Origin of the sequence: Marinobacter salinexigens (assembly GCF_008370345.1) — a bacterium.
In the GTDB taxonomy this organism is placed as follows: domain Bacteria; phylum Pseudomonadota; class Gammaproteobacteria; order Pseudomonadales; family Oleiphilaceae; genus Marinobacter; species Marinobacter salinexigens.
Window position 1 is genome coordinate 139956 of record NZ_VTUU01000003.1, and the last position, 24689, is coordinate 164644.

25 protein-coding genes are annotated in these 24689 nt (G+C 57.8%); 18 read left to right on the forward strand and 7 right to left on the reverse strand.

The features are described 5' to 3' along the window. Positions 1-363 precede the first annotated feature (363 nt). From FWJ25_RS07950 to FWJ25_RS07985, 8 genes are all read left to right on the forward strand, one after another. Positions 364-1380: a LysM peptidoglycan-binding domain-containing protein gene (locus FWJ25_RS07950; protein WP_149599741.1), complete on the forward strand. Its 1017-nt coding sequence runs from the start codon at positions 364-366 to the stop codon at positions 1378-1380. A 72-nt stretch (positions 1381-1452) separates the two neighbouring features. Then, entirely contained in the window at positions 1453-2634 is a 1182-nt protein-coding gene (dprA, locus tag FWJ25_RS07955; RefSeq protein WP_438616560.1) for a DNA-processing protein DprA, read from the forward strand. A gap of 43 nt (positions 2635-2677) precedes the next feature. After that, a complete protein-coding gene (gene tsaC, locus FWJ25_RS07960) occupies positions 2678-3250 on the forward strand; it encodes an L-threonylcarbamoyladenylate synthase type 1 TsaC (protein ID WP_149599742.1) in 573 nt (190 codons plus the stop codon). 8 nt (positions 3251-3258) lie between these two features. Beyond that, the gene (gene hemF, locus FWJ25_RS07965; RefSeq protein WP_149599743.1) at positions 3259-4185 is read left to right on the forward strand and encodes an oxygen-dependent coproporphyrinogen oxidase; all 927 of its coding nucleotides are present in this window, start codon (positions 3259-3261) and stop codon (positions 4183-4185) included. Then, entirely contained in the window at positions 4178-5005 is an 828-nt protein-coding gene (gene aroE, locus FWJ25_RS07970) for a shikimate dehydrogenase (RefSeq protein ID WP_149599744.1), read from the forward strand. Before hemF ends, aroE begins: the two co-directional genes overlap by 8 nt. 8 nt (positions 5006-5013) lie before the next feature. Next, positions 5014-5787 (forward strand): motility protein A, encoded by a 774-nt coding sequence (locus FWJ25_RS07975; RefSeq protein WP_149599745.1) that lies wholly within the window; start codon positions 5014-5016, stop codon positions 5785-5787. A 4-nt stretch (positions 5788-5791) separates the two neighbouring features. Then, complete coding sequence (locus FWJ25_RS07980; RefSeq protein ID WP_149599746.1) at positions 5792-6625, forward strand: flagellar motor protein MotB; 834 nt, start codon at positions 5792-5794, stop codon at positions 6623-6625. A gap of 180 nt (positions 6626-6805) precedes the next feature. Next, entirely contained in the window at positions 6806-7123 is a 318-nt protein-coding gene (locus FWJ25_RS07985) for a PA4642 family protein (RefSeq protein ID WP_149599747.1), read from the forward strand. A gap of 88 nt (positions 7124-7211) precedes the next feature. On the opposite strand, the gene FWJ25_RS07990 is transcribed toward FWJ25_RS07985, so the two are convergent. Next, positions 7212-7754, reverse strand: coding sequence for a gamma carbonic anhydrase family protein (locus tag FWJ25_RS07990; RefSeq protein ID WP_149599748.1), 543 nt, complete (start codon positions 7752-7754; stop codon positions 7212-7214). 209 nt (positions 7755-7963) lie between these two features. Here FWJ25_RS07990 and prlC point away from each other — a divergent pair, with 209 nt between their 5' ends. After that, positions 7964-10009 carry an oligopeptidase A gene (prlC, locus tag FWJ25_RS07995; protein WP_149599749.1) on the forward strand — a complete coding sequence of 682 codons (2046 nt, stop codon included), beginning with the start codon at positions 7964-7966 and terminating at the stop codon, positions 10007-10009. A gap of 55 nt (positions 10010-10064) precedes the next feature. Continuing rightward, positions 10065-10331 carry a YheV family putative zinc ribbon protein gene (locus FWJ25_RS08000; protein ID WP_149599750.1) on the forward strand — a complete coding sequence of 89 codons (267 nt, stop codon included), beginning with the start codon at positions 10065-10067 and terminating at the stop codon, positions 10329-10331. A 378-nt stretch (positions 10332-10709) separates the two neighbouring features. Here the strand turns inward: FWJ25_RS08000 and FWJ25_RS08005 are convergent, their stop codons facing one another. Further along, positions 10710-12032: a Na+/H+ antiporter family protein gene (locus tag FWJ25_RS08005; protein ID WP_149599751.1), complete on the reverse strand. Its 1323-nt coding sequence runs from the start codon at positions 12030-12032 to the stop codon at positions 10710-10712. Between the two features lie 114 nt (positions 12033-12146). Then, entirely contained in the window at positions 12147-12377 is a 231-nt protein-coding gene (locus FWJ25_RS08010; RefSeq protein WP_149599752.1) for a DUF1653 domain-containing protein, read from the reverse strand. Between the two features lie 164 nt (positions 12378-12541). On the opposite strand from FWJ25_RS08010, the gene FWJ25_RS08015 reads away from it, so the two are divergent. Further along, on the forward strand, positions 12542-14341 hold the full coding sequence (locus tag FWJ25_RS08015) for a sensor domain-containing diguanylate cyclase (protein ID WP_149599753.1): 1800 nt from the start codon (positions 12542-12544) through the stop codon (positions 14339-14341). An 11-nt stretch (positions 14342-14352) separates the two neighbouring features. Here the strand turns inward: FWJ25_RS08015 and FWJ25_RS08020 are convergent, their stop codons facing one another. The 3 genes from FWJ25_RS08020 to FWJ25_RS08030 form a co-directional block, all read right to left on the reverse strand. After that, positions 14353-14739, reverse strand: coding sequence for a DoxX family protein (locus FWJ25_RS08020; RefSeq protein ID WP_149599754.1), 387 nt, complete (start codon positions 14737-14739; stop codon positions 14353-14355). 103 nt (positions 14740-14842) lie between these two features. Next, positions 14843-15496 (reverse strand): hypothetical protein, encoded by a 654-nt coding sequence (locus tag FWJ25_RS08025; protein WP_149600058.1) that lies wholly within the window; start codon positions 15494-15496, stop codon positions 14843-14845. A 193-nt stretch (positions 15497-15689) separates the two neighbouring features. Further along, complete coding sequence (locus tag FWJ25_RS08030; RefSeq protein ID WP_149600059.1) at positions 15690-16961, reverse strand: MATE family efflux transporter; 1272 nt, start codon at positions 16959-16961, stop codon at positions 15690-15692. Between the two features lie 264 nt (positions 16962-17225). On the opposite strand from FWJ25_RS08030, the gene coxB reads away from it, so the two are divergent. The 3 genes from coxB (at position 17226) to FWJ25_RS08045 (ending at position 20946) form a co-directional block, all read left to right on the forward strand. Beyond that, positions 17226-18350: a cytochrome c oxidase subunit II gene (coxB, locus tag FWJ25_RS08035; RefSeq protein ID WP_149599755.1), complete on the forward strand. Its 1125-nt coding sequence runs from the start codon at positions 17226-17228 to the stop codon at positions 18348-18350. Positions 18351-18404: 54 nt separating this feature from the next. Continuing rightward, entirely contained in the window at positions 18405-19988 is a 1584-nt protein-coding gene (gene ctaD / locus FWJ25_RS08040; protein ID WP_149599756.1) for a cytochrome c oxidase subunit I, read from the forward strand. Between the two features lie 70 nt (positions 19989-20058). Further along, on the forward strand, positions 20059-20946 hold the full coding sequence (locus FWJ25_RS08045) for a cytochrome c oxidase subunit 3 (RefSeq protein ID WP_149599757.1): 888 nt from the start codon (positions 20059-20061) through the stop codon (positions 20944-20946). A gap of 18 nt (positions 20947-20964) precedes the next feature. Here FWJ25_RS08045 and FWJ25_RS08050 read toward each other — a convergent pair whose 3' ends face one another. After that, entirely contained in the window at positions 20965-21168 is a 204-nt protein-coding gene (locus FWJ25_RS08050) for a twin transmembrane helix small protein (RefSeq protein ID WP_149599758.1), read from the reverse strand. Between the two features lie 39 nt (positions 21169-21207). On the opposite strand from FWJ25_RS08050, the gene FWJ25_RS08055 reads away from it, so the two are divergent. Genes FWJ25_RS08055 through cyoE form a run of 4 tightly spaced genes read left to right on the forward strand, consistent with a single transcriptional unit; the run spans position 21208 to position 24660 of the window. After that, positions 21208-22008, forward strand: a complete 801-nt coding sequence (locus FWJ25_RS08055) for an SURF1 family protein (protein WP_281292531.1) — start codon at positions 21208-21210, stop codon at positions 22006-22008. Continuing rightward, positions 21989-22633 carry a redox-active disulfide-containing membrane protein gene (locus tag FWJ25_RS08060; protein WP_246166708.1) on the forward strand — a complete coding sequence of 215 codons (645 nt, stop codon included), beginning with the start codon at positions 21989-21991 and terminating at the stop codon, positions 22631-22633. Before FWJ25_RS08055 ends, FWJ25_RS08060 begins: the two co-directional genes overlap by 20 nt. Positions 22634-22648: 15 nt before the next feature. Beyond that, positions 22649-23752: a COX15/CtaA family protein gene (locus FWJ25_RS08065; RefSeq protein WP_438616561.1), complete on the forward strand. Its 1104-nt coding sequence runs from the start codon at positions 22649-22651 to the stop codon at positions 23750-23752. Continuing rightward, the gene (gene cyoE / locus FWJ25_RS08070; RefSeq protein ID WP_149599759.1) at positions 23749-24660 is read left to right on the forward strand and encodes a heme o synthase; all 912 of its coding nucleotides are present in this window, start codon (positions 23749-23751) and stop codon (positions 24658-24660) included. The genes FWJ25_RS08065 and cyoE overlap by 4 nt, the downstream gene beginning before the upstream one ends. Positions 24661-24689: the final 29 nt, after the last annotated feature.

Sequence of the window (24689 nt, forward strand, 5' to 3'; positions counted from 1 at the left end):
TTTCTGGTGTAACTTTCTGAAAACACGTGAAAGCGATCACCAAAATGCGACTGTGTACTGCGCAAAAATTCACCCGTTACCTATGATTATCGGGGCAGACGCGCAGTATTCAAGGCGCCAGGGCCGGTCTGATTACTGATACCCTATTATCTAATAATTCGTCGATTGAGTACAAACTGAACAGTTAATAGTTAAAATCTTTTGTTGGCAGGATAGAATTTACTGGAAGAACAAAAGATAACATCACAAATTCCGGGACTTCTTCTATAGTATCAGGAATTACAACGTAATAAGCTGCAGGTAAATCAGGCTGCATCCCAACAGAATGCAAAGATTCAAGGCACGCGATCAAGGACTTAGACAATGAGGAAACTGCTGTACGCTCTGGCAGCAACTACGCTGCTGATTTCATCCTGGGTTCAGGCTGCACCTGAGCTGCGGTCCGATCATCCCGAGCGTTACACTGTCGTGAAGGGTGACACCCTATGGGATATCTCGGCCCGTTTTCTGAGCAATCCCTGGTATTGGCCGGAAATCTGGCACGTGAACCCCCAGGTGGCCAACCCGCACCTGATTTATCCTGGTGACCGTCTTGCTCTGGTCTATATCGATGGCGAGCCCCGCATTACCAAGGTGGCTTCCAATGATGTGGTGAAGCTGTCTCCCCAGGTTCGTTCCGAGCCGATTGATACGCCGATCCCTGCAATTCCTCTGGATGCCATCAGCAGCTTCCTGACGGATATCCGCATTGTGGCACCTGAAGAACTGGCCGGAGCGCCCTATGTGCTTGAGGGCGAGGATGCGCGCATCATTACCGGTGCGGGCGATCGTATCTACGCTCGTGGTGAGAAGCCTGCGAACAATGTGGGTATCTTCCGCCGCACCAAGGAATTCCGTGATCCGGAAAGTGGCGAATTCCTGGGGCTCGAAGCCCGCAGCATCGGTTCTGGCAAAGTGACGGCGGAGAATGGCGACGTCCTGACCCTGGAACTTACCAAATCCAATCAGGAAATCCGTATTGGTGACCGCCTGCTGACCAACATAGACCGCCCGATTTCTACCAGTTTCGTACCCAGTGCTCCGGAAGAGCCGGTTGAGGGCCAGATGATTTCCGTTGATGGCGGCGTCACACAGATTGGCCAGTTCGATGTGGTCGCTATCAACCGCGGCGAACGTGAAGGCCTGAAGTCAGGTAACGTCATGGCGGTGCTCAAGGCTGGCAACATGGTGCGCGACCCGATGACTGGAGAAACCATCGAGCTGCCTTCCGAGCGTGCAGGCCTGATGATGGTGTTTCAGGTCTATGAGAAGATGAGCTATGGCCTGATTCTGCAGGCAACCCGCCCGCTGGCGGTTGGTGACAAGGTAACCAACCCCTGATCGGACGTTAGCTGATCATGAGTGACGGCCGGGCCAGGAAGGTCCGGCCTTTTTGTATTCAAGGAAGAAGCCGTGACAGATTCCCCTCTTTTGGCATCGGAACAGACCTGTTCCGATGTATTCAATGACTCCAATGCCCCCTGGATTTTACTGACCCGATTACCAAAATTCGGCACCCGGCGCCGTCAGTCGGTGTTGGCACAGACGGCGCAACTGACTGACCTGCTGACCATGAATCCGGCAACCCTTAAAGCCATGGGGCTGCTTCAGGAGACCATCTCTGGAATTCATGCCTGGCAAGACCGGGATAACAGCCACCCTGTGTTTCGTGCTGTTGCGAAAACCCTGAGTGACTGTGAACGTCTGGGTATCGGGATCATTACCTGGCCTGACCGGCGATATCCGGAAGCGCTTCGACACGTGCACGACGCACCTCTGGTGCTCTATACCCGTGGAGACCAGTCCCTGATTCAGCTCGATCAGATTGGCATGGTGGGTAGCCGGAATGCGACCCGGGCCGGACTGGACCATGCGCGCCGGTTTGCCGCTGAACTGAGTTCCCGGGATTTGCTGGTCACCAGCGGACTGGCGCTGGGTATCGACGGTGCCGCACATGCCGGCGCTCTGGATTCAGGTTATCCGACAGTGGCAGTGATTGGCTGCGGGCTGGACCGTATCTATCCGGCACAACATCAGCGGCTGGGAGAGCGCGTTATCGAACACGGGTTGTTGGTGTCCGAGTATCCCCCGGGAACACCGGCCCGGGCTTCCCACTTTCCTCAGCGCAATCGGATTATCAGTGGGCTGAGTCGGGGGGTACTGGTTGTTGAAGCCGGGCTCAAGAGTGGTTCTCTGATCACCGCCCGGATGGCACTCGAACAGGGCCGGGAGGTGTTTGCCATACCAGGCTCGGTGCACAGCCCGGTGGCCAGGGGATGCCATCATCTGATCAAACAGGGCGCCAGGCTGGTGGAAACGGTTGACGATATCCTCGAAGAGCTGGGCACCTGGTGGTCCATGTCATCGGGCCAGACGGAACCGGGAGCTTCCGGTGCTCAGAATGCACTGGATCTGTCGAGTCTGGATAGCAGGGAAATCGCGGTGTTCGAGGCTTTAGGGTATGATCCACAGTCAACAGACGCACTGGGTTCAGCGACCGGTCTGCCGGCCGATCAGCTTATGCAGGCCCTGCTTTTGCTGGAGTTGCAGGGGCTGGTAAACGCGGCTCCGGGAGGCTATCAGCGAAGCGCCTGAGCCGGTGCAGAGATCAATCCGATTGGTGTCAGACGATATCCCTATGACCATTCCCTGTCCGCTCAGCGACTGGCAAATACATTGTGCTCGCCGCACTCTTTTCGGGGGTGGCGTGATCGCCTACCCCACTGAAGCAGTCTGGGGGCTGGGTTGCGATCCCTGGGATCAGGAAGCGGTAGAGCGGATCCTGGAACTGAAACAGCGACCGGTGGAAAAGGGCGTCATTCTGGTGGCGTCCTCCGTGGAACAGGTCCGGTTTCTGCTCGATCCCCTGCCCGCCGAGTTGCGTGAGCGTGCTCTTAGCCACTGGCCCGGGCCGGTAACCTGTCTGCTTCCTGATGTGAACGAGCAGATTCCTGCCTGGGTTCGTGGCCGCCACAGCTCTATTGCTGTCCGGGTCAGCGAGCACCCGGTGGTCCGCGCCCTTTGCGAATCCGCAGGCATGCCTCTGGTATCCACCTCCTGCAACCCTGCCGGCCGCCAGCCCGCGCGCCACATCTGGCAGGTTCGTGGCTATTTTGGCGAACAGCTGGACTGGATTGTTCCTGGCGACCTGGGGGGTAACCGTAACCCCAGCCGCATCATTGATATTGTCACTGGCCAGCAGCTTCGATAGGAGAATTCATGGCACAACAACCCGACATTCAAGCCGTTAAAGAGTATCTGCTGAGTCTTCAGGAGGCGATATGCAGCCGGCTGGCAGCGGTGGATGGCGATGCTTCGTTCATCCGGGACGCCTGGGATCGCCCTGAAGGTGGTGGCGGTATCAGCCGGGTTATTACCGACGGCAAGGTGTTCGAGAAGGGCGGTGTGAATTTCTCCCATGTGATGGGGGATACCATGCCCGCCTCGGCAACGGCCCATCGGCCGCATCTGGCCGGTGCCCCCTGGCAGGCCATGGGGGTCTCCCTGGTGATTCATCCAAACAACCCCTACGTACCGACCTCCCACGCCAACGTGCGGTTCTTTATCGCTACCCCGAAAGAAGGCGAGCCGGTGTACTGGTTTGGTGGCGGCTACGACCTGACGCCCTATTACGGTTTTGATGAAGACTGCGTGGAATGGCACCGGACCGCCAAAGCCGCCTGCGCCCCGTTTGGCGAAGGCACCTACGAACATTTCAAGAAATGGTGCGACGATTATTTCTACCTCAAGCACCGGGATGAACCCCGGGGTGTCGGCGGTCTGTTTTTTGACGATCACAACACTGGCGACTTCGGACAGGATTTTGGTCTGATGCAGTCCGTCGGGAACAGCTATATTGAAGCTTATGAGCCGATTGTCCGGCGACGGATGGACATGCCTTACGGCGAGCGGGAGCGGGAATTCCAGCTGTATCGCCGGGGCCGGTATGTGGAGTTCAACCTGGTGTACGACCGCGGCACTCTGTTTGGTCTGCAGTCCGGTGGCCGCACCGAATCAATCCTGATGTCGCTGCCACCGCTGGTGCGCTGGGACTACAATCGTGTACCGGAGCTGGGAACAGACGAAGCCCGCCTGACGGATTACTTCCTGACCGGCCGGGAATGGTTGGAGGGCGTAAATGAGTAACGACCTGTACGCGGTGGTCGGCAACCCGATCAGCCACAGCAAATCGCCCCGTATTCACAGCCTGTTCGCCAGCCAGACCGGTGAAGCGGTCGAGTATACGGCTATTCAGGCACCGATTGATGATTTTGAGAGGACAGTCCGGCAGTTTTTTGAGCGGGGTGGCAAAGGGCTGAATGTCACTGTGCCGTTCAAGGAACAAGCCTGGAAGCTGGCCGCCCGGCGCACCGCGCGGGCCGAGAAAGCCGGCGCTTCCAACACGCTCTATTTCAGTGAGGATGGCGTGCTGACGGCTGACAACACCGATGGCCAGGGACTGGTGCAGGATCTGACCAGCAATCACGGGGTCACCCTGAACGGTGCCCGCATCCTGATTCTGGGGGCTGGTGGTGCGGTGCGGGGTGTTATCGCGCCGATTCTGGCCCGGGGGCCGGCGGCGCTGACCATCGCGAACCGTACCGTGAGCAAGGCCGAGGCCCTGGTGTCACTGTTTGCGGATGATGCGGGTAATACCGAAATGGCGGCCTGCGGCTTCGAGCAGCCGGATCAGCCGTTTGACGTGATCATCAACGGCACCAGCGCCAGCCTTCAGGGGGATTTACCGCCGGTGTCGGCAAATGTGATCGGTGAAAATACCGTTATCTACGACATGATGTACTCTTTACAGACCACCACCTTCAACCAGTGGGCGCTGGATCATGGTGCCAGCCGGGCGTACGACGGCCTGGGCATGCTGGTGGAACAGGCGGCCGAGTCCTTCCGGGTCTGGCGGGGTATTGCACCGGAAACCAGCCCGGTTATTGACGAACTGCGTAACGATTGAGGTCGTGAATGGATATTCTCACCCTGGTAGGGCTGCTTGCAGGTATTCTCATTGTCGGACTGGCCATGCTGGCCAATGCGTCCCTGCTGACGTTCCTGAACCTGCCCGGGTTGGCCATCGTATTGGGCGGAACCTTCGCCGTCACCCTGATCAAGTTCCGGATGTCCTCGGTGGTCAGTGCCTTCCGCCTGGCCATCGGCGCCGCCTTCATTGATCGCGTCGCCCGCCCCACGGACCTGATCCGGGAGGTTGGTGAACTGGCCCGGGTGGTTCGCAAAGAGGGCATTCTCGGCCTTGAGAACCACCAGAGCGATAACGAATTCCTGAAAAAGTCCATTAATCTGTGTGTTGACGGACACCCTCCGGAACTGGTGGAAGAAGCCCTTTTGCAGGAATCCCAGCAAACGGCTGAGCGTTATGACGTGGCTGAACGTGTGTTCCGGGGGATCGGCGAGTCCGCGCCTGCGATCGGCATGCTGGGTACTCTGGTGGGGCTGGTGCAGATGCTCAACACCCTGGATGATCCCTCATCCATTGGTCCTGCCATGGCTATTGCGTTGCTGACCACGCTTTACGGTGCATTCATCGCGCAACTGGTTGCCCTGCCCCTGGCCGACAAGCTGCAGCTGAAGGCGGAAGATGAAGCCCGCAACCAGATGCTGATCATCACTTCGATCAAGAACATCATGCGGGGAGAGAATCCCCGGGTTATGACCGAGTTGCTGTCGTCCTTCGTCCATCCGGATCAGCGTACCGGACTGACCCCGGAGCGGGAGGGTTAAGCTCTTGCAGTTACCCGCCCAGAACAAAAAATCACGTCCCAAAAGCGATTCGCCGGCATGGATTGTCACGTTTGCGGATCTGGCGACCCTGCTGCTGACCTTTTTTATCCTGCTGTTGTCATTTGCCGAAATGGACGTGGAGAAATACCGCGCCATGGCTAATTCCATGGCGGTGGCTTTCGGTTCCAGCAATGTGCTTGCGGATAACGTAGGGGGCTCGCCGATCACCCTGGTGGAATCAGACACCGTCTCCCTGCCTGAGCCGACGGACACCCTGACCCGGGATCCGGAATTCATTGATGAACGAGACGAAAGTGATGCTCCGACAAAAATCCCCGGAGGAATCATTGATCTGGCCAGCCGACTGATCCGCGAACTGGAATCGGAAGTGGCTTCCGATGCCCTGAGCGTCAATTACGATCCCCGCCAGGTTGTCATTCGTTTTTCCGAGGAGTCTACATTCCGGTCTGGTGAGGCGGCGATCAAGCCGGAAATGATCCCGATCATCGACCGGGTGGTGGACGTATTGTCGGCCTGTACCGGTGATGTGGTGGTATCCGGATTTACCGATGACTTGCCCATATCCAGTGGCCGCTACCGTTCAAACTGGGACCTGTCAGCGGCCAGGGCGGTGTCGGTTGTGCATGAGTTGGTGATGAACCGGAAAATTGTGGCGGATCGCGTCATGGCGGCTGGCCGGGCGGAAACCAATCCTTTGGCTCCGAATGACTCTGCGGCAAACCGTGCCCGGAATCGCCGCGTGGAAATTTCCATCCGTAATCCGGAATGTGATGATTCCATTTCCACGGGTGATCTGCCAATAGAGATCAACCCCTGACCCGTATCCCTGTCCGCGCCTCCTCAGAGCACGTATTGCCGCCACTTATGCTTGGCATGTAGATTCTCATGCTGAATTCATATAACTGTTGAGGTTTCAGAGCTTTATACTGTTTCGCCCGTGGTCGGATGTGTCCGACCCGATTGCATGCCCAATGAATACGAAGATGAGAGAGCGAGTATGAGCGGACCAGACAAGCCCAAGGTAATTGGCGAAGAGTGGAGCGATGAGCGGGTCAAAGGCTTTCTCGCCATTGATATCTATGACAAGGCGGAAAACCCGGACTATCACGTGCTGCTGAAAGCCTACCAGGCCATGCGGGCCGGCGATTTCGAGCGTTTTATCGGCTTTTTTGTGGAAGCGGGTCGTGACGTGAATGCCGCCAATAGTGAAGGTGAGACCATCCTGGATCTGATTTCACAGCATCGCAAAGGTGGAGATTACGCCCAGGCTCTGGAAAAGGCTGGCGCCAAGCGCAACTCAGCAGCCGGCAACTGATCCGGCCGCTGCGAGCGGGCTGCGGATGTGCAGTCGGTATTACTTACTGCACATCCACTTCAATAATGGTCCTAGGTCCTGATCTCTATCAGGAGCCGGATTCGGCCAGATATTCGTCCTTGAGCTTCACATAGTTGGCTGCGGTATAAGTGAAAAACGTGCGTTCCTTATCCGTCAGCGGGCGCGCCTGTTTGGCCGGCGCTCCCACATACAGATAACCGGACTCGAGCCGCTTCCCGGGTGGCACCAGGCAGCCCGCGCCAACGATCACGTCATCCTCTACCACGGCACCATCCATGATCGTGCTGTCCATGCCGACAAGTACCCGGCTGCCGATGGTGCATCCGTGGAGCATGGCTTTGTGGCCCACCGTCACGTCATCACCCAGAATCAGCGGATAGCCATCGGGGTTGTAGGAGCTGGCGTGGGTAATGTGCAGAACGGAACCGTCCTGGATATTGCAGCGGTCGCCAAAGCGGATTTTGTGCATATCACCGCGCACCACGGTCATTGGCCAGATAGAGCAATCGGCTCCGGTTTGCACATCTCCGATCACGACCGAACTGGGATCCACCCAGTTACGTTCCCCTAATTCTGGTGTTATACCCTTGTGAGAGCGTACATTCGTCATTACATATACCTTTCAGGTGATTGTTACTTCCGGGGTGGAGTCCCTGGGGAGAGGCTTTCCGAAACACGCTCCTTGCGGCACGTCCATGTGACGCTTGGGCTCCGCCATCCATGGCTCCGCACAGTTTCGGAAAGCCTCTCCCCAGGGACTCACCAGACAGTGCCATTGTCTGAAACTAACTTATCCACAGAGTGCTGAGAAGAGGACTTATGAATAACCCATTGTTGACCGATGATCTGCTGCCGAAGTTCGACCACATCCGGACCGAGCACATGGAAACGGCCATGGATCAGATTCTCAGTGAGAACCGCGTTAAGATTGAGCAGCTTGCACAGCAGGACGATCCCACCTGGGATACCCTGGCCCAGCCGATGCAGGCTCTGGACGACAAGCTGAGTAATGCGTGGTCCGTGATTTCTCACCTGAACGGGGTGATGAATACCGACGAACTGCGCAAGGTGTACAAGAACTGCCTGGAAAAACTCACGGAATACGGCACTGAAGTCAGCCAGAACAGTGATCTGTGCGATGCTTACAAGAAGCTGGCCGCGCGGGATGATTTCAAGGACCTGAGTGAAGCTCAGCGCAAGGCTGTGGATAACACCCTGCGTGATTTTCACCTCGGTGGTGTTGATCTGCCGGAGGACAAGAAAAAGCGTTATGCCGATCTGTCCCGTGAGCTGGCGGAACTGTCCAACAAGTTCAGTGACAACGTGCTGGATGCCACCCAGCACTGGTATAAACACATCACCGATGTGAATGAACTCTCCGGTATCCCGGAAAGCGCCATTGAAGGTGCCAAACAGGCGGCCAGCCAGAAAGAGCTGGACGGTTATGTGATCACTCTGGATTTCCCCAGCTTCTTCCCGGTGATGACCTACTGCGACAACCGTGAGTTGCGTCGGGAAGTCTACGAGGCATTTGTCACCCGGGCTTCAGACCAAGGCCCGGATGCAGGTCAGTGGGATAACACCCCGGTGATGGCGGAAATCCTGAAACGTCGCCATGCACTGTCGCAACTGCTGGGTTTCAACAACTATGCCGAGCGCTCCCTGGCCACCAAGATGGCCCGCAGCGTAGACGAAGTGATTGAGTTCCTGAATCAGTTGGCGGCCAAGTCCAAGCCGATTGCCGAGCGCGAGTTCGCCGAGCTCCAGGCCTTTGCGAAAAATGAGCACGGCGTTGAGGACTTGAAAGCCTGGGATGTGGGTTACTACAGCGAGAAGCTGCGACAGAAACAGTACGACATTTCACCCGAAACCCTGCGCCCCTGGTTCCCTGCGGATAGAGTGGTGCCCGGCTTGTTCCGGGTTGCTGAAAAACTGTTCAACGTACAGATCGAAGAGAGACCAGAAGTAGAAACTTGGCACGAGGATGCCAAGGCCTACTGTATCAGCCGCAATGGCGAGCCGGTCGCCTGGTTCTACTTCGACATCTACGCTCGCCAGGGCAAGCGCGGTGGTGCCTGGATGGCTGACTGCCGCACCCGCTGGCGCAACCAGAAGGGTCACCTGCAGTTGCCGGTTGCCTTCCTGACCTGTAACTTCACTGCGCCGGTCAATGGTAAGCCGTCGCTGCTGACCCATGACGAAGTGACGACCCTGTTCCACGAATTCGGTCACGGCCTGCACCACATGCTGACTCAGGTGGAAGTGCTGGATGTCTCTGGCATCAGTGGTGTTGCCTGGGACGCCGTCGAGCTGCCAAGCCAGTTCCTGGAAAACTGGTGCTGGAGCCCGGAATCCCTGGCTCTGATTGCCAGCCACCACGAAACCGGTGAACCGCTTCCGGACGATCTGCTGCAGAAGCTGCTGGCAGCCAAGAACTTCCAGTCCGGAATGGGCATGGTTCGCCAGTTGGAGTTTTCGCTGTTCGACTTCCGGCTGCACGCGGAATTCACCGATGAGGCGCCAACCAACCCGCTGGACATGCATCGCAAGGTACGGGAAGAAATAGCCGTGGTGGAAGCGCCCGAGTTCAATCGCTTCCCGAACGCCTTCTCCCATATTTTCGCGGGCGGATACGCGGCCGGCTACTACAGCTACAAGTGGGCGGAAGTGCTCGCGGCGGATGCTTTCTCACTGTTTGAGGAAAACGGCATCTTCGACCCTGAAACCGGCACAGCCTTCCTGCAGAACATTCTGGAGAAAGGCGGCTCCCAGGAGCCGATGGAACTGTTCAAAGCCTTCCGTGGCCGCGAACCGCAAGTGGATGCGTTGCTGAAACAATCCGGCATCACGGACGAAGCCGCCTGAGCCCATTGGAACCGGCCGTCTTCAGGGCGGCCGGTCAGTTTATCTGGAGTTGAGTATGGCGAGTCCGAAACGCTTTATCGCCGGCGCCGTCTGTCCCCGTTGTGCGGAGATGGACAAGATCATGATGTTCACTGACGACAACGACAAACAGGTTCGCGAGTGTGTGGCCTGCGGGTTTACCGATGCCATGGCTGAAGAGCCGGAGGCTCAGGACCAAACCCAGGTATTGGAGTTGGAGACGCGGGTGAACAAGCGCAAGAACGAAGACGACCACACGGTTCAGCAGGTGGTGTTTTTCAAGTCTACCGGGCAGGATGACTGAGGTATTGGTGTTTTCTGCTTTCTGCTTTGTAGCCTGACCGCTTTGGTGGCTGCGAGGAGGCAGGGGGATCTTTTTCCCTTGGAAATGGAACTCGCTTCGCTCAGACAGCCATTTCTGGCGGGAAAAAATCCCCCTACCCCCTCACGAACGAACCATCACGATATCGTCTGGAAAACATACGAATGTCGCTGGTTATGGTTCGTCGCTCTGAAATTTACGGGCGTTCCGTTTGAGGTCAGAACGAGAGGGTGTGGGGAGCTTTTCTGCCGGGAAAATATGTCTGAGCGAAGCGAGTTGTTTTTTCCCAGAAGAAAAGCTCCCCGCGCCCTCGCAGCCCCCAAAACAGGCAGGCTACGCAAGGCAGGCCAACTCCAAACGTTAAAGAACCATAGCCGCCAACCAGCCAAAGCCGAGCAACGGCAGGTTGTAGTGCAGGAACGTTGGCACCACGGTGTCCCAGATGTGGTTGTGCTGGCCGTCGACGTTGAGGCCGGCGGTGGGTCCCAGGGTTGAATCGGAAGCCGGGGAACCTGCGTCACCCAGGGCACCAGCGGTGCCGACCAGGGCCACGATGGCCAGGGGGCTGAAGCCCATTTGCAGGGCCAGGGGCACATACAAGGCGGCGATGATGGGGATGGTGGAGAAAGATGAACCAATACCCATGGTGATGAGCAGGCCCACGCCCAGCATCAGGAACGCTGCCAAGGGCTTGTTGTCGCCAATGGCGGCCACGGAGCCTTGCACCAGGCTGGCGATGTCGCCGGTTTCCCTCATCACTTCGGCGAAGCCGTTAGCGGCGATCATGATGAAGCCGATCATCGCCAGCATTTTCATGCCTTCGGTAAACAGGTCATCGGCTTCTTTCCACTTCACCACGCCGGACAGGTTAAACAGTACGAAGCCGGCCAGCGCGCCGAGGATCATGGAGCCAAGCCAGAGCTGGACTACGAAGGCTGCTACGATGGCAACCAGGGCCATGATCAGGGTCCGGGGGCTGTACTGCACATCAACCCGCTCGGTCTTTTCGATCGCTTTCATGTCGTACTGACGCTCGCCGCGGTAGCTGAAGAACACAGCGATCAGGAGGCCAACCAGCATGCCGAGTGCTGGCAGCGCCATGGCGGACATGACGTTAAGGCCAGAGGCATCAACACCGTTGTCGGCTACGTTGGCCAGAAGGATCTCGTTGAGGTAGATGCCCCCGAATCCCACCGGCAGGAACATGTATGGGGTGATCAGGCCGAAGGTCAGGACGCAGGCGACCAGGCGACGATCCATGTTCAGTTTGGCCATGACATACAGCAGTGGCGGCACCACTAGCGGGATGAACGCGATGTGGATCGGCAGAATGTTCTGGGACGAAATGGCAACGGCCAGCAGCAGGCCAATGATGAGGAAACGGATACCGGTTGCGGCGGCGCCGTCTTCCTGTCTGCCCACGAGGGCGAGGGCTCTGTCGGCCAGGGCGTGGGCCAGGCCGGATTTGCCGATGGCTACTGCGAAAGCACCAAGGGTGGCGTACGACAGGGCAACGGTGGCTCCGCCGCCGAGGCCGCTATTAAACGCATTGATCGTGTCTTCGAGGGAAAGCCCCGCGATCAGGCCACCGGAAATGGCTCCAATGATCAGGGCAACAACAACGTGGATGCGGCACAGGCTCAGAACGAGCATGATGGCAACCGCGGCAACAACGGCGTTCATGACAGACTCCGGGTAGGAATGGCTGGGTTATCCAGCTCCTTTTGGGAGCCGGGTTCACGAAAAGCCGGCTAATGTGCAGGAATTGACCACAACAGTCAAAGCGGAATTGTAACCTCAGGCATCGCCGATACGGGCAAACCGGGGCACCTGTTCTCCGGCGACTTCCACGGTCTCCCGGAACATCGAAAGCGGCCGGACCCACAGGCTGTGGTCGCCGTACAGGCAACGGTAGACGACCAGCCATTCTTCGGTTTCACTGTGCCGTGCCAGGTCGATCACCTGGTAGTCCTTACCTTTGTAGTGGCGATAACGGCCGGGTTGGAGCGTTGGTGTTTTCTCGGTCATCGGTTGGTTCTCCGGAGGCGGGTCGGTGTATCACCTTTGGGTGGGGTGTGGAGACGCTCCCAAAGGTCTAAACTGGTATAAAAAACTGACAGGGACGTTTATGTCCCTGCTCGGGGCTTCGGAAGTTTAGTTCAAGTCGCGAGACCCGAAAACCGGAACCTTCTATGAAACATTCCGCCCATGTTGCGGTGCTTTTGCTTGTTTGTCTGGCCTTTTGGTCATTCTCGGACCGGGCGGTTGCTGCTGAACCCACGTTTCATTGGTTCGAGGATGTTCATGGCGGCATGGGGGTCGTTGACGTTGCCGGAATGAAAGCGGATCAATGGCAGGCCTTTGACGGTGACAAGGTGCTCAACCTCGGCTTCTCCGATGGTGCATTCTGGCTCAGGATTGATGTGCCACCGAAGGCACCTAATCGGGTTCTGGACATCAGCTATCCCCTCCTGGACGTGGTAGATGTTTACTGGTTTCGGGACGGGGCATTGTTGGAAGAACACCTGACCGGCGATCACAGGCCCTTTTCAAGCCGCCCTATCCCCCATCGCGAGTTCCTGTTCCCGGTTCCTTCCCGAAGCTCGCCACTCACGGCGTATATCCGGGTAGAGACACAAGGATCTGTCCAGATTCCGGTCGCCATCATGACATCCGTAGAGTTTCTGGCGAAAGACCAGATAGCCTCGGGCTGGCAGGCCATGTTTCTTGGCATTATTGTGGCCCTGGCGCTTTACAACCTTTTCCTGTTCAGTATTGTTCGCCATCCTGCCTATCTCTGGTACGTGTTGTCGGTGGTGTCGGCGGGGCTGGTTCAGCTGAATTTTCATGGTGTCCTGTTCCAGTGGCTGTGGCCGGAGCTACCCTGGTTGAACCGGTATTTCACCGCACCGATCGTTTCCGTTGCCCTGTTTTCCGCCACCATGTTTACCTTGCACTTCCTGGCCGTCCGGCGATACAGCCCGCTGGGATTCCGCTTTTTGCAGGCGATGCTGATCTGCTCCGCAGTAACGTTTGCCTACGGGTTTCTCGGCGGTTACCAGAGTGGAATTATTCTGATCAGCACCCTGGCCGCTATTGCGACGCCCGCTGCCTGGTTGGTAGGTATCCGGGTGTGGCTGAAAGGTCAGAAGCTGGCAGCGTTCTATGTTCTGGCCTGGACACCGCTGCTATTTGGTCATCTCTTACTGGCGATCAGCAAACTGGGGTATCTGCCCCGGAACTTCCTGACGGAATTCGGGCCGCAGATCGGTGTGGCGCTGGAGGTCATCCTGCTGTCGTTTGCGCTGGCGTACCGGATCAATGTGGAACGGCATCGCCGGATGAAGGCGCAGGATCAGGCACTGGAGATCCAGAAGCGGGCGAATCAGACACTCGAAGAGCGGGTTAGCGAACGCACGGATGAGCTGGAACGGGCGAATTCCCGATTGAAGTCGATGAGCCTGACTGATGGCCTCACTCAGGTCGCGAATCGGCGTCAGTTTGACGACGTGCTCGTCACTGAATGGAGTCGAGCGAGCCGACAGGCGTACCCTCTGAGTCTGTTGATACTCGACATCGATTACTTCAAGTCAGTGAACGATAAATACGGTCACCTGATAGGAGACGACTGTCTGATTACCGTGGCGGCCATTTGCGGCGCGGAGGTTCAGCGCTCCGGGGATCTGTTGGCCCGTTACGGTGGTGAGGAGTTTGTGGTGCTGTTGCCGACCACGCCGATTGAAGGGGCCGAGCGTGTTGCCGAGCGATTGCGGCAGGCGGTTGAGGATGCAACGGTGCATCCGGGCGCCCAGGTAACACCGATCAGCCTGACCATCAGTATCGGGGTTGCCAGTATGATTCCGGATCGTAGTACCAAGCCGGGAGAACTGGTTCGGCGGGCGGATGAGGCGCTCTATGCTGCCAAGGGTGCAGGGCGGAATCGTGTCATGTTATACCGCGGATACCGGGCAGTATCCGCGGGTGATTCCTGAAGACCTTCGGTTCAGTTTTTCAGCTTGTATCGACCCGGGCCGAGGAACACAACGGCCAGGGCGGTGAACAGGAAAAATCCCTGCAGTTCCAGAGCCCAACCTCCACTGCTGCCCAGGGTCAGAAGCTGATGGCTGTGCACCAGCACGATGGCGACCAGCATGTTGAACACAATCAACAGAGCGCCGATACGGGTCTGGTATCCGAGAATGATCATCAGGGGCGCGATGACTTCGCCGATATACACCCCGTAGGCGAGAAAGGCTGGAAGGCCGTGGCTTGCCAGCTGTCCTTCAATGAAGCCTACACCGTGAAGCAGCTTGGCAATACCGTGAAACAGCATGAGGCCGCCCAGACTCAGGCGGATAATCAGTTTTCCAAGATCGGCGTTTTCCAACACGTAATGTCTCCAGGTGGAATTGCTTAAAGGTTCGACAGCATACCGGGTTCATGGTGGCACTCAAAGAACTGCGGCCTCGGATCGGGACCTGTTCCGGGCTTTGTCAGATCAGTCCGGAGCCGAGCTGGAAGCGGATGTGGTTACGGTCTAGCAGGTTCTCCCAGTACTGACGCATCCAGTCCCAGGCAACATGGTTGACCTGATCCACAAAGGGGTCCAGATCAAGGTTGTAATAATCGGGGGTGCCGGCAATCTGTTGCACGGTCACGATGATGGACTCATCGAGTTCGTTGGCGAACGGTTCTCCGATCAGTTGGTGAGCCAGCAGATTGGCGCGGGTGGCGTCGATGTCCACCAATTCCCCTGCCCGGGTTGACCGGTTGTTCTCGTACATTTCCTCCATCAGGCGATGGCACAGGTAGGCCCGGATCAACAGGCCATCCAGCCCATCAAATCGGACCAGTTGGGCAGACGGCTGGGTGAAGTAGCGGGTAGCTGCTTCAATAAACGGCGCAAACAGGTCTGACTCCCCGGCCTCCCGGGCACAGGCATCAACACACTCGATCAGCCGTGGCGCCATCTCGATGTACTCAACCGCGAACTGGAACAGGCAGGTCGCGGGCTGGTAGCCGTCGATGATCGTAACGGCAGCCGGAAGCTGTGGGGCTTTCTCCCTGAGTTGGCGAAGGAAAGTGCCTGAACGGGCTTCTTTCTTTCGAGCCTGGTCAATAATTTCCAGTACAACCTGTGGTGTCATTTCAGGAGATGCCGGTGTGTGAACAGTGTGAGGTCGCAAGGCGCCTCCTGTTATCTGTAAAGGGTACCGAGGCAGGCTGGCAGAGGTAGTCACCGCCGCGCTGCCGTTTATGACAAGTGTAGTCGACATTTTGTCGACTGCCGGTCGGGCAAGATTAAATCCGGCGCAGAATTGTAACAAATTTAATACAGGTTTAACTATCGGCGAACCAGCGGTCATGACGGGTATGTGACCAGAACAGCCATCCCATGCTCAGGGCGCGTGCCAGCATCAGACAAATCAGGGAAAGCCAGAGACCGTGATTGCCCCAGCCGGTTGTGAGCCACCAGACCGGCAGGAATACCGCCAGGGCAGCAAACAGCATGGTGTTCTGCATATCCCGGGTTCGGGTGGCGCCGATGAACACACCGTCGAGCAGAAACCCCCAGACTGAGGCGAAAGGCAGTAACCAGAGCCAGGGCAAATACTGGATGGCCGTGTTGCGGACCTCTGGAATACCGGTCAGCAGAGTGATCAGGCTTCGCCCTCCAAACACGAAGAGTACGGTCAATAACACTGCGCCCCACAGGGACCAGCGCAGTGCGCTCTGGAAAACACGCCGGAAACGGCGCCGGTTGCCCTTGCCGATGGATTCTCCGATAAGAGCCTCGGCGGCGTTGGCAAAACCGTCCAGGGCATTCGAGATCAGCAGCAGGAAGGTGATCAGCACCGCATTGGCAGCCAGTACGGTGTCACCCTGCCTTGCGCCCTGGGCGGTAAAAAATGTCAGCACCAGCAGCAGAGCGATGGTGCGCACCATGATGTAGCGATTCACCCGCAGGATTTTCAGGTAGTCCGACAGTTCGCCGATCAGCGCCCGGGTCAGCTTCTGCCCTTCCGGCATACGGGTCAGGACGATGACAAAGCCGATGGTAGCTGCGCCGTATTCCGCAATGACCGTTGCTATGGCCACCCCGCGGCTATTCCAGCCCAGGACGGTGACGAACAGCACATCGAGGAGGATATTCAGGCCATTGGCGACGATCAGCATAAGCATCGGCCCCCTGGGAAACTGGGTGCCGATGAGCCAGCCCACGAGGGTGTACTGACATAACACGGCAGGCGCACTCCAGATCCGTATGGCTGCATAGTCTGCCGCCAGGTCGGTGACATCCGGACTCGGATTCATCAATGCCAGGCCCGTCGTAATGAGGGGGTTGTGAAACAGGATCAGCACCAGCCCGATCGCGATGGCCAGCAGTACCGAACGTAGCAACAACGCGACCTGACCAAAACGATCCCGTTTGCCCCAGGCCTGGGCAGCGAGCCCGGTGGTACCCATGCGCATGAATCCGAAGGTCCAGTACAGAATACTGAACAGGTTGGCCCCCACAGCCACGGCTCCCAGGTACTCGGGACTGTCCAGATGGCCCAGTACTGCGGTATCCACCAGGCCAAGAAGCGGTACGGTCATGTTGGTCAGCATCAGGGGCCAGGCAAGGGCCCAGAGGCGGCGGTCGGTGCTTGCAATCGGAAACCTGATATTCACTTTGATTCTGAAAAATCCATGGTTAGATGTTTTGGATTTAGGCTATTTTTTAGCCTTTTGTTGATCTGTGTCTATACTCGAACTTGGTATATCCGTAAGCAGGCTTCCACTCTGGCTCCGACGCGGTGCGTGCGAACACCCGTTGGAAATCAGAGGGATTACGCAAAATCTGACAAGAATAACACTCTGTGGAGACACAGTATGCGCGTGCACGCTAAGCGGGCAGGTGCCCTTGTCGGCGGACTATTGTTCTCGGCCTGGTCCTTTGCGGACTGGACGATGAACATGACGCCCGGGGTGACCGGCACCAGCAACAGTATTTTCAGCCTTCACATGACCATTCTCTGGATCTGCGTCGTTATTGGCGTCGTGGTATTCGGGGTGATGTTCTGGTCTATCTTTGCCCACCGAAAATCCCAGGGCTATAAACCAGCAAACTTCCATGAGAACACCGTCGTCGAGGTGCTCTGGACCATTATCCCCCTCGCCATTCTGGTTGCCATGGCCATTCCCGCCACAGCCACGCTGGTTGATATGTACGACACCAGCGAATCGGAGGTCGATATCAAGATCACCGGTTACCAGTGGAAATGGCAGTACGAATACCTTGATGAGGAATTCGGCTACTTTTCCAACCTCGCGACACCCCGCGACCAGATCAACAACCGGCAGGAAAAGGGCGAAAACTATCTGCTGGAAGTGGATAACCCGCTGATTGTTCCCGTAGGTAAGAAAGTGCGCCTGTTGCTGACAGCGAACGATGTTATCCACTCCTGGTGGGTACCGGATTTCGGCGTGAAAAAAGACGCGATCCCCGGCTTTATCAACGAAGCCTGGACCCGGGTAGACAAGCCCGGCATTTATCGGGGGCAGTGCACCGAGCTGTGCGGCAAGGATCATGGCTTCATGCCCATCGTGGTCAAGGCGGTTCCCGAAGAGGAATACAACACCTGGGTTGCGGAACAGAAAGCTGCTGCCGAGAAGGAGCGAGAGCTGACCCAGAAGGACTGGACGCTGGCCGAGCTGATGGAACGGGGGGAAAAAGCCTACCAGACCAGTTGCGCTGCGTGTCACCAGCCTGACGGCAGTGGTGCACCTCCGGCTTTCCCGGCGCTTAAGGGCAGCCCGATTGCCACTGGCGACATTGCCGCTCACATGGACATTGTTGTGCATGGGAAATCCGGCACGGCCATGCAGGCGTTTGGCAGCCAGCTGAGCGAAGTGGATCTGGCCGCGGTGATTACCTTCGAGCGTAATGCCTGGGGGAACAACACCGGGGATATGGTCACGCCGAAGCAGATATTTGATTACAAGAACCAGCAGTAATCGACACCAGATAACGGATTTCGCCAGCCGGTAACGGCGGTAACGGGGGTTTTCATGAGTGCGGTTGCAGATACCCACACCCAGGAACATCATCACGGCCCGGCCAGAGGCATCAGCCGCTGGCTGCTGACCACTAACCACAAAGACATCGGCACCATGTACCTGGTGTTCAGTTTCACCATGTTCCTGCTCGGAGGTTGCATGGCGATGGTGATCCGGGCGGAGCTTTTTCAGCCCGGCCTGCAGATTGTGCAGCCGGAATTTTTCAATCAGATGACCACCATGCACGGTCTGATCATGGTATTCGGTGCGGTCATGCCCGCGTTCGTGGGGCTGGCTAACTGGATGTTGCCGCTGATGATCGGAGCGCCGGATATGGCTCTGCCACGGATGAACAACTGGAGCTTCTGGCTGCTTCCATGCGCTTTTCTGATTCTGGTGTCCACACTGTTCATGGAAGGCGGTGCACCGAACTTTGGCTGGACCTTCTATGCCCCGTTATCCACAACCTACGGGCCACCGAGCACGACCTTCTTCATTTTCGCTGTCCATATCATGGGTATTTCTTCGATCATGGGCGCGATCAACGTGATCGCCACCATCCTGAACCTGCGGGCTCCGGGCATGACCCTTATGAAGATGCCATTGTTCGTCTGGACCTGGTTGATCACCGCCTTCCTGCTGATCGCGGTCATGCCGGTGCTGGCGGGTGTGGTGACCATGATGCTGATGGACATCAACTTCGGCACCAGCTTCTTCGATGCCTCTGGTGGTGGTGACCCGGTACTGTTCCAGCATGTGTTCTGGTTCTTCGGACACCCGGAGGTGTACATCATGATTCTGCCTGCGTTCGGGGCGGTGTCTCACATCATCCCGGCCTTTTCCCGCAAGCCGCTGTTTGGTTATGCCTCCATGGTGTATGCGGTGGGCGCCATTGCCCTGCTCTCGTTCATCGTCTGGGCGCACCATATGTTCACCGTTGGTATCCCTGTGGCCGGGCAGTTGTTCTTCATGTACGCCACCATGCTGATCGCCGTCCCTACCGGGGTGAAGGTGTTCAACTGGGTGGCGACCATGTTCCGGGGCTCTCTGAGTTTCGAGGCGCCGATGCTGTTTGCGGTGGCCTTCGTCATTCTGTTCACCATCGGTGGTTTTTCCGGCCTGATGCTGGCGATTGCGCCATCGGACTTCCAGTACCACGACACGTATTTCGTGGTGGCTCACTTCCACTATGTACTGGTACCGGGCGCCATCTTCGGGATCTTCGCCTCCGCCTATTTCTGGTTACCCAAGTGGACCGGTCACATGTACGACGAAACCCTGGCCAAGACCCACTTCTGGCTGTCGTTCATTGGCATGAACCTGGCGTTTTTCCCCATGCACTTCCTCGGGCTGGCAGGCATGCCACGCCGGATTCCGGATTACGCCTTGCAGTTTGCCGACTTCAACATGGTGTCCAGTGTCGGCGCCTTCATGTTCGGTGCCACCCAGTTGCTGTTCCTGTTCATTGTGGTGAAGTGCGTCAGAGGTGGAAAAGCCGCAGCAGCCAAACCCTGGGATGGTGCCGAGGGCCTGGAATGGACGGTGCCGTCACCGGCGCCATACCACACCTTTGCGACGCCGCCGGAGGTGAAATAACCGGCGGCGCCAGGAACCGAGTCAATAAACACAACAACAAACGAAAACGGCTAAGCCATTGGAGACAGCTATGGCGGATCAACAGACCTACTACGTTCCGGAACAGAGCAAGTGGCCAATTGTTGCGACCGTTGGCCTCGGGGTCACCTTGTACAGCGTGGCATCGATCATGGTGAAGAGCGGCCAGGGTGAGAGCACTACCGGCGCCTGGGTGACGTTCTTTATCGGCGCCCTGATCATGGCCTATATGCTGTTTGGCTGGTTTGGCAATGTCATCCGGGAAAGCCGGTCCGGGTTATACAGCCCACAGATGGATCGGTCATTCCGCTGGGGCATGAGCTGGTTTATTTTCTCGGAGGTCATGTTCTTTGCGGCTTTCTTCGGGGCTTTGTTCTACGTTCGGGTGTTCGCTGTACCCTGGTTGGGTGGTGAAGGTGACCGCGGTAGCAGCGCCATGCTCTGGGACGGATTCCAGGCGACCTGGCCGCTGATCAACAATCCCAACCCGGAGGCCTATCCGGCTCCGGAAAGCGTGATCGGTCCCTGGGGCCTGCCGCTGGTGAACACCATACTGCTGGTGACATCCTCCTTCACCATCACCGTTGCCCATCATGCCCTGAAGGCCGGTCACCGGAAGAAGATCAAGATCTGGATGGCGGCGACCATCGCCCTGGCGCTGGGCTTCCTGATCCTGCAGGCCGAAGAGTACATGCATGCCTATCAGGAGCTGAACCTCACCCTTGAGTCGGGTATCTACGGCAGTACCTTCTTCATGCTGACCGGCTTTCACGGGGCTCACGTGACACTCGGAACCCTGATGCTGGTGATCATGCTGATTCGGGTGAGTAAGGGGCATTTTACTGCCGACCAGCACTTCGGGTTCGAGGCGGCGGCCTGGTATTGGCACTTTGTGGATGTGGTGTGGCTTGGGTTGTTTGTCTTTGTCTACATCATTTGAGGCAGGTAGCGAACGACCTCAGGGTGTCGGGTTCATGGTCAGGCTACCTTGCCACAGGGCAATGAGGATGACCGCCAGAAGCAGGACGCTGAGGGTAACGCGTACGGCCAGTGAATTGACCACCCGGTTGGTTTTACCGCCATCCTTGATCAGGAAGAACAGACCACTGAACAGGCTCGCAACAACCATGAACAACAAAATCACGATGATCACTTTTAACATGGGGGTGCCTCGTTTGTTATCAGGATTGTCGGCGTCCGAATGACGGATCTTCGAGTATCCGCTCCGGTCACTATAGCAGAGCCGACCGAGCGCGAGCAGCACGAGATGGCGGTGCGGAGCAAGACCCGGAAGTGGCACGCTGACTGGCGTCTCCTGGCGTTCAGCGGTTTTTTCCTGCCACTGCTGATCGGCCTGGGGCTATGGCAGCTGGACCGCGCAGAACAGAAACAGACCATGCTGGACCGATGGCAACAGCAAGCCCGGGTGGTGCCCTGGGCGGAGCTGGTTGCCGACGGCCTGGAACATGGCAGGCCGGTGGCGCTGTCGGGCCGGTATGGGTCAAGGACCTGGTTGCTGGATAACCGGACCCGCGACGGAATCCCCGGCTATGAGGTACTGACGGACTTCTATCCCCTGGCGGGGCCTCCTGTCGTGTTAAACCGGGGCTGGATTGCAGCACCGAGGCAGCGGGATGTGTTGCCAGACATTACAACGCCCCGGGAGATACTTGATATTCAGGGACGGATTGCAGCGTACCCGACCCCCCCGGTACTGAGTGAGAACAGAGAGCAGAGCGAGGGCTGGCCAAGGCGGGTGCAAAGCCTGCCCCGGGAACAGGCGAAAGACGTGGTTCCGGAGCTGCCAGGCGCGATTATCAGGCTGAGCGGCAAGGACCAGCCTGGCGCCTTCCGGGCCGACTGGGCACCGGACATGATGGGGCCACAAACCCACTACGGTTACGCTGCCCAGTGGTTTGCGCTTGCCGCTGCACTGACTATATTGACGGTAGTAGCGAGCTACCGAAAGACAGGAGCCAATAATGACAATGACAATGGCTGACCAGATTTCAGAACAGAACGAAGGCCCGACTCCGGAACAGATCCAGCGTGGGCGCAGAACCGCCATCCTGCTGTTTGCGGTGGGGTTTGGGCCGATGCTGTTCGCCACCATCATGTTTTATACCGGTTGGTTGAATCCGGCTGGAAACACCAACAATGGCACCCTGATCGACCCGGTGATGCCGATCAGTTCCCTACACCTCCAGACCGCCGCTGGCGAACCCCTGGAGGGTCGTTTCGGCCCCGAAAAGGCTGACGCTCAATGGTTGATGATGGTAGTTGCAGGCGAATGCGGTGCGGATTGTGAGCAACTGCTGTATCTGGCCCGCCAGGTGAACATCGCCCTTGGCAAGAACGCCAACCGGGTTGGTCGTGCCGCGCTGCTGGAGTCGCTCCCTGCTGATCTCTCCAGCCGCTGGAGTTCCGAATACAGTCTGATGGAACGTCTGTCTCCGGCACCGGGCACCGCTCCGGTCTGGCCACCGGGCATTGATCCACAGACCTCTCCGCGAATCCTTCTGGTCGACCCGTTCGGCAATCTGATGATGTCCTACGGCGCGGGCAATACCGGTAAAGAGATACTCAAGGATCTCAAACATCTGCTCAAACTTTCCCAGATCGGTTAAGGGCAGGTGCCGGTTATGACAGCACACCCCAATATCTCCGATCCCTGCCCGAAGACCCGCGTGATGGCCCGCTGGGCAACCATTGCTGCCTTGCTGGCTGTTGTTGTGATCATGCTCGGAGCCTGGACCCGTCTGGTCCATGCCGGCCTTGGCTGCCCCGATTGGCCTGGCTGCTACGGTTTCCTGACCGTCCCCCAGAGTGATGCACACATTGCCATTGCCAACGCCCGTTTCCCGGAAACCCCGGTGGTGGTAGAAAAAGGTTGGCCGGAGATGATTCACCGCTATGCTGCGGGCACCTTGGGGCTGATTGTGTTTGGTCTGGCGGGCTACGCACTTCGGCACCGGCGCTCCGGAGTACCGGTAAAGCTGTCTCTGTTCATTGCAGGGTTCATCATTCTGCAGGGTGCCTTTGGCATGTGGACAGTCACCCTCAAGCTCTGGCCACAGGTGGTTGCCCTGCATCTGCTGGGTGGCTTCACCACCCTGAGCCTGCTGACCCTGCTCACGTTGCGGTTAAGGGGACGTTTGCGAAGCCCGGGCCCGGAGCCTCGGGGCCTGGCCAGAGGCAGTATGCGTCCCTGGCTATATGGAGGGTTGCTGCTGGTTGCTGTGCAGATTGCGTTGGGGGCCTGGACTGCGGCCAACTACGCCGCCGTGGCCTGTACCGATCTGCCCACCTGCCAGGGCCAGTGGTGGCCAGAAGGGATGGACTTCCGGCATGGCTTTGATATCGCCCAGCATGTTGGCCCCAACTACCTCGGGGGGCAGCTTACGGCGGATGGCCGGGTAGCCATCCATGTGACTCATCGCCTCGGAGCCGTCATCGTGCTGGGATACCTCTCCTTGCTGTTGGCCATCCTGTGGCGCCACCGGGAAGAACACGGCCTGAGCGGCTCCATCACGCTGGTGGCCGCAGCCCTGTCTGCCCAGATTGCCCTGGGGCTTGCCAACGTCCTGTTCCATATTCCCCTACCGGTGGCTGTGGCCCATAACGCCATGGGTGCGGGCCTGCTGCTGTCCGTCATTCACCTGATCTGGCAGTACCATCGACTCTCCCTGGCTCACAGAGCACAGGCTGAACAGACAACAACAATCAATCGGGAGGTTACCGCATGAGCGAGCGAGTGGAAGCGCTGGCGGTCCAGTCAGCGGAAAACCAGACCATCTCATGGCGTGATTATCTGGAGCTCACCAAGCCAAAGGTCGTGGCCCTGATGATCCTGACCTCGGTGATCGGCATGCTGCTGGCCGTGCCCGGTGTGCCGGGATGGCAGGTCATGCTGTTCGGCAACCTGGGAATCGCCCTGCTGGCGGGTGCGGCAGCTGTGGTTAACCATGTGGTGGATCAGAAAATAGACACCATCATGGCCCGCACCCGCAAGCGCCCGGTTGCCACCGGCAAGATCGCCCCGTTCGATGCCATCCTGTTTGCCATCATCCTCGCCTGTGTCGGCATGATTGTGCTCATGTGGCAGGTGAACGAACTGACCGCCTGGCTGACCCTCGCCTCGTTAGTTGGCTACGCGGGTGTTTACACCCTGTTCCTGAAGCGTGCGACTCCACAGAACATCACCATCGGCGGCCTGGCCGGCGCCATGCCTCCGCTTCTGGGCTGGACTGCAGTGACCGGCGAAGTAGAGGGCCATGCTCTTCTGCTGGTGCTGATCATCTTCGCCTGGACACCTCCGCACTTCTGGGCATTGGCAATCCATCGCAAGGAAGAATACGCCAAGGCCGGCATTCCCATGCTGCCGGTGACCCATGGCAACCGTTTCACCGAACTCCATATCCTGCTCTACACCCTGATGCTGCTGGCAGCCAGCCTGCTACCTTTTGTCACAGGCATGTCCGGCGGCATCTACCTGATCGGCGCCCTGGCCCTGGGTCTGCGCTTTCTCCAGTACGCAATCCGGCTTCTCAAGGGAGATGACCGCCGAGTCGCCTTCAACACCTTCAAATACTCCATCACTTACCTGATGGCCCTCTTTGTGGTACTCCTAGTGGATCATTTCGTCTTCTTCTGATTGGGAGTTGACGCCCCGGGGGTGGGGGA